Origin of the sequence: Gilliamella sp. Fer4-1 (assembly GCF_001690515.1) — a bacterium.
GTDB classification, from domain to species: Bacteria; Pseudomonadota; Gammaproteobacteria; order Enterobacterales; family Orbaceae; genus Gilliamella; species Gilliamella apicola_C.
Window position 1 is genome coordinate 1 of sequence record NZ_LZGZ01000161.1, and the last position, 5,114, is coordinate 5,114.

General features: G+C 37.3%; 2 protein-coding genes. Both read right to left on the reverse strand.

Features of this window, described 5'->3' with window-relative positions:
• On the reverse strand, window positions 1-1,128 hold a 1,128-nt coding region (locus A9G30_RS05545; protein ID WP_065588307.1), incomplete at its 3' end, for a pyridoxal phosphate-dependent aminotransferase.
• A gap of 276 nt (window positions 1,129-1,404) precedes the next feature.
• Window positions 1,405-4,947 (reverse strand): pyruvate:ferredoxin (flavodoxin) oxidoreductase, encoded by a 3,543-nt coding sequence (nifJ, locus tag A9G30_RS05550; RefSeq protein ID WP_065588308.1) that lies wholly within the window; start codon window positions 4,945-4,947, stop codon window positions 1,405-1,407.
• Window positions 4,948-5,114 lie beyond the last annotated feature (167 nt).

A 5,114-nucleotide genomic window follows, 5' to 3' on the forward strand; every position in this document is an offset into this window, starting at 1 on the left:
TGGGGTGCCAAGTGATATACGACACCAATCAGTGGCAGGGGAAAAATCTCGGCCAACTAATATAAATTTTTCTTTCATTAATTCCCGATAATCATTTAATGCAATAGGGGTTTTATGAAATATAAAATTGGTTTCTGATTTAAGATAATGAAATCCAAGATCGGACAATACTTTTTCCATGATTTCACGTGATACATCAATTACTTTTTTACAATAAGCCAAATATTGAGTATCTTTTAGTGATGACAATGCCGCACAAACTCCACAATAATTAAGCTTTTCGCCTGCTACATACTGGGCTATGTTTTTAGTGTTTTCTTCTGTACTGACAATGTAACCTACTCGTAATCCAGCCATTGCATGAATTTTAGAAAATGTTTTAAGCAGTACAATATTGTCATACCCTTGGGTAATAAATTTGTCTGCTGACTCAAAAGCTGGATCATTGACAAACTCGGCATAAGCTTCATCGAAAATAAAAATGGTGTTTTTAGGTTTACTTTTTATCCATGATTCAATTTCATTAATGCCAAATACAGTAGAAGTAGGATTATTGGGGTTAACTAAATAAACAATAGAAAATCCTTGATAATTTTCAACCGCTTTTCTTAAACCGTTTATATCAATTTTCCAATCGGTTAAACATGGCACTTTAGTGATTTTTAAATGAAATATTTTGGCAAAATGTTCACCATCACTATAGGTGAGTTCGGGTATCACTAATTGAGCATCAGGTTTTACAAAAGCAGAAATAGTGCTACGGATCCCTTCTGATGAACCTGCTGTCAAAAGAATTTGTGTATCACTTACTTGATGGTATTGAGCTAATGCTTTATTTAAAAGTGGCATTTCAGCTTTTGCATATCTATTTGCTTTCCAAACGGCATCAATGGCTGCTTGTTTGGCTAATGATGACATGCCCAACGCATTTTCGTTAAAATTGAGCCGAATAGGGTGAGTTGCATCTGGCACTACGGCTTTATCAAGCATCGGTAGTGAGAATGAAGTCGAATTTTGTGCTTGTTGAGCATACGCTTTAGATAATAGTTGATTAACGGATAATCCGGCAATTGCTGCACTTGAAAATGTTAATAGCTTTCTTCTACTGATATTTAGGTTACACACCATGATTCACCTCATCTTTAATTATTTTTTATGTGGTCAATAATAAATTATGCAAAAATAATACCAAGCTTATAATAAGTGCAAGAAAGGAAGCACTTTGTGTGATAAAAATAATAAAATAATGATTATTCTTGTTTAACATCTACATTATGTACATCATGCTGATTTAAGTGTGCACTAATGTGGCGCTTTACTGTGCAAAAAGGGCGCAAAAAAAGAACCGCTATTATTAACGGTTCTTTGAGGGATATGTTATCAACTATTCGTGGATAATAGCGCTTAACTCTCTGCTGGTGTTTCTATGTCTGAATAGGTTGCCAGCATCTGTAAGAATTTATATTTAGAATCCACCATTTTAGTTGAACGTTCATGTAAGGTATTAGCAATTGTTGGTTCAAGTGTTTCTAAGCGACGGAAACGCTGTTCTTTCAATAATATCCCAGATAATAAATCGCTGTTCGGTGCTTTTGAATCAAGCAATAAACCAGGCTTACCTTCAGCCATGCGACGTGGATCGTAACGATACAGCGGCCAGAATCCTGATTTAACTAAATCTTTCATTTGTTCGTGTGATTTAGCAAGATCATAACCATGCTCTTCACATGGGCTATAAGCAATAACTAGCGATGGTCCATTATAGGCTTCGGCTTCTTGCAAAGCTTTAAGTGTTTGATTAAGTTGCGAGCCTAACGCAATTTGTGCGACATAGACATGACCATACATCATTATATTAACACCAAGATCTTTACGGGCTTTATGCTTACCTAAATCTGCAAATTTTGATACAGCGCCCATAGGGGTTGCTTTTGACTGTTGGCCACCAGTATTAGAATAACACTGAGTATCTAATACTAATATATTGACGTTATCCGTTAAGCTCATCACATGATCAAGCCCACCAAAGCCAATATCGTAAGCCCAGCCATCGCCACCAATGGCCCAAACTGATTTATCAATCAAATAATTGGCATCTTCGATCAATTCTTGTGCTTGCGTAGAACCTAAATGGGCAAGCTGTTCACGTAACAAGGCGACTTGTTGGCGTTTTTCAGCAATTGATGTTTCTGATGATTTTAAAGCGATAACAATTTCAGGTGAAATGTCGCCTGCAACATAATCAAGCAAACGCAATGCTCGTTTTTTATGTTGATCATAAGTAATGCGATAACCTAATGCAAACTCAGCATTATCTTCAAATAGCGAATTTGCCCAAGCAGGTCCTCGCCCATCACGATCAGTGGTATAAGGGGATGATGGAAGGTTGCCACCATATATTGATGAACAACCAGTAGCATTAGCAATAGCTAAATGATCGCCATAAAGTTGTGTTAACAATTTTATGTATGGTGTTTCACCGCAACCAGCGCAAGCACCAGAATATTCAAATAGTGGTGTAAGTAATTGTGATGTACGTACATCAATGCGTTCAAGCGTTTTGATATCACGATCTGGCAATGCGGTAAAGTATTCAAAATTAGCTCGCTGAGTATCAAGATTGTCGATACGTGATTGCATATTGATGGCTTTAATTTCAAAATTATTACGATCACGTGCAGGGCAAACTTCAACACATAAATTGCAACCAGTACAATCTTCTGGCGCAACTTGTAATATATAGCGTTGGCCTTTCATATCGCGAGCTTTCACTTCAAGCGAGCTTAATGAATCTGGTGCATTATCCATATCGTTAGGCTCAACAACTTTGGCTCGAATGGCTGCATGTGGGCAAGCAACGGCACAATGATTACATTGAGTACACAATTCGGGTTGCCAAATCGGAATTTCTTCAGCAATATTACGTTTTTCCCATTTAGTTGTGCCTATCGGCCATGTGCCATCAGGTGGAAATGCTGATACAGGTAAGCTATCACCCAAACCAGCTAACATGGTAGCAGTGACTGTTTTAACAAAATTTGGTGCATTAGCTGGCACAATAGATGGCATAGTTGCACTGCTTTGATCAACGCAACTAAGCGGAACTTGTTCCAACGAAGCAATAGCTAAATCGAGAGCTTTCCAGTTATTTTCGACCAAATTTTGCCCTTTACTACTATAACTTTTAGCAATGACTTCTTTTAATTGGCTGATATTAAAATCATTTTTGAAAATTTCAGCAAGGTGAAAAAATGCTGCTTGCATGACGGTATTTATTCTGGCACCTAAGTTACATTCACGAGCAATTTTGGCCGCATTTATGATATAAAAATGTGAGCGTTTTTGAATTAATTGTACTTGCACTTCTTTGGGTAGACGATGCCAAATCTCATCTTTACTATAGGGTGTGTTAAGCAAAAAGATACCATCATCTTTTAGTTTATCAACAATCTGATATTTATCGATAAACTGATCTTGATGGCAACCAATAAAATGGGCGCTGGTAATTAAATAAGGTGAATCGATTGGATCTAAACTGACACGTAAGTGAGATGTAGTTAAACCGCCGGCCTTTTTAGAGTCATACACAAAATACCCTTGTACATAAAAAGGTGAGCTATCGCCAATAATTTTAATATTATTTTTGGTTGCTGAAACGGTGCCATCACTACCGAGCCCATAAAAAAGAGCTTCAAGTGCTGATTTTTGTGGGATAGAGCAGTTTGGTAATGGTAAAGAAAGACCTGTTATATCGTCATAAATACCAACAGTAAAACGAGGTTTTGGCTTATCCGCTCTTAACTCAGTAAAAATCGCAAGTACACAACGAGGATCGAACTCTTTTGACGATAACCCATAACGCCCTCCGACAATCAGTGGCATGCATGTGCGCTCTCCTCGCGATAAGCTTTCGGCAAAAGCAGTAATAATATCTAAATACAGAGGTTCGGCTTGCGCTCCTGGTTCTTTAGTTCTATCAAGAACTGCGATTTTTTGGACAGTATTTGGGATCACTGCAAGTAAATGTTCGGCAGAAAAAGGGCGAAATAATCTAACGATCACAACACCAACTTTTTCATTTTGTTTAAGTAGCACATCAACCACTTCTTTGGTTGTGTTAGCTCCCGATCCCATAATCACAATAATGCGTTCGGCATCACTAGCACCGTAATATTCGAAAGGCTGATATCTTCTGCCTGTTTCTATTGCAAAAGCATCCATAGCATTAACAACATGCTGATAAGCATTATCATAATAGGTATTTATTGCTTCTCGGCATTGAAAATAGGTGTCAGGATTAGCTGATGTACCGCGTGTTACTGGTTTGTCAGGCGTTAAAGCTTGTGCTCGATAAGCTTTAATAGCCTTATGCGGTAATAAGTTATGGATCTGTTCATCACTCAGTGGATAGATTTTATTAACTTCGTGCGATGTTCTAAATCCATCAAAAAAGTGAGCAAAAGGAACACGACTATTTAAACTGGCCATTTGTGCAATTAAGGCAAAATCTTGTGCTTCTTGTACCGAACTTGAACAAAGCATGGCAAAACCCGTTTGTCTAATTGCCATGACATCAGAATGATCGCCAAAAATTGAAAGGGCATGCGTTGCAACTGTTCGTGCAGCAACATGCAAAACAAAAGGTGTAAGTTCACCAGCTATTTTATATAGCGATGGGATCATTAAAAGTAAACCTTGTGACGAAGTAAACGAAGTCGCAAGCGCACCAGTCATTAATGCACCATGAACCGTAGCAATTGCGCCTGCTTCGGATTGCATTTCAATTACTCGTGGCGTATCACCAAATACATTGGGCTTATTAAATTCCGCCCATGTGCTAGCTTGTTCTGCCATTGTTGAGCTTGGCGTAATTGGATAAATAGCGATGACTTCGTTTGCACGATAAGCAACAGATGACACTGCACTATTAGCATCTGATATGATCATTAAAAAACCTTTAATTTTATAGCGTTATGACATTACTAACTTTTTAATTATTAATATATTGTAACAGAAACTAAGATAGCTTTTAGTTATTTTTATGTTAAACATTTTGCTATTACCTTACAAAATAAAAACATAAAAAGACAAAATTAATTAATTCAATTAATTAA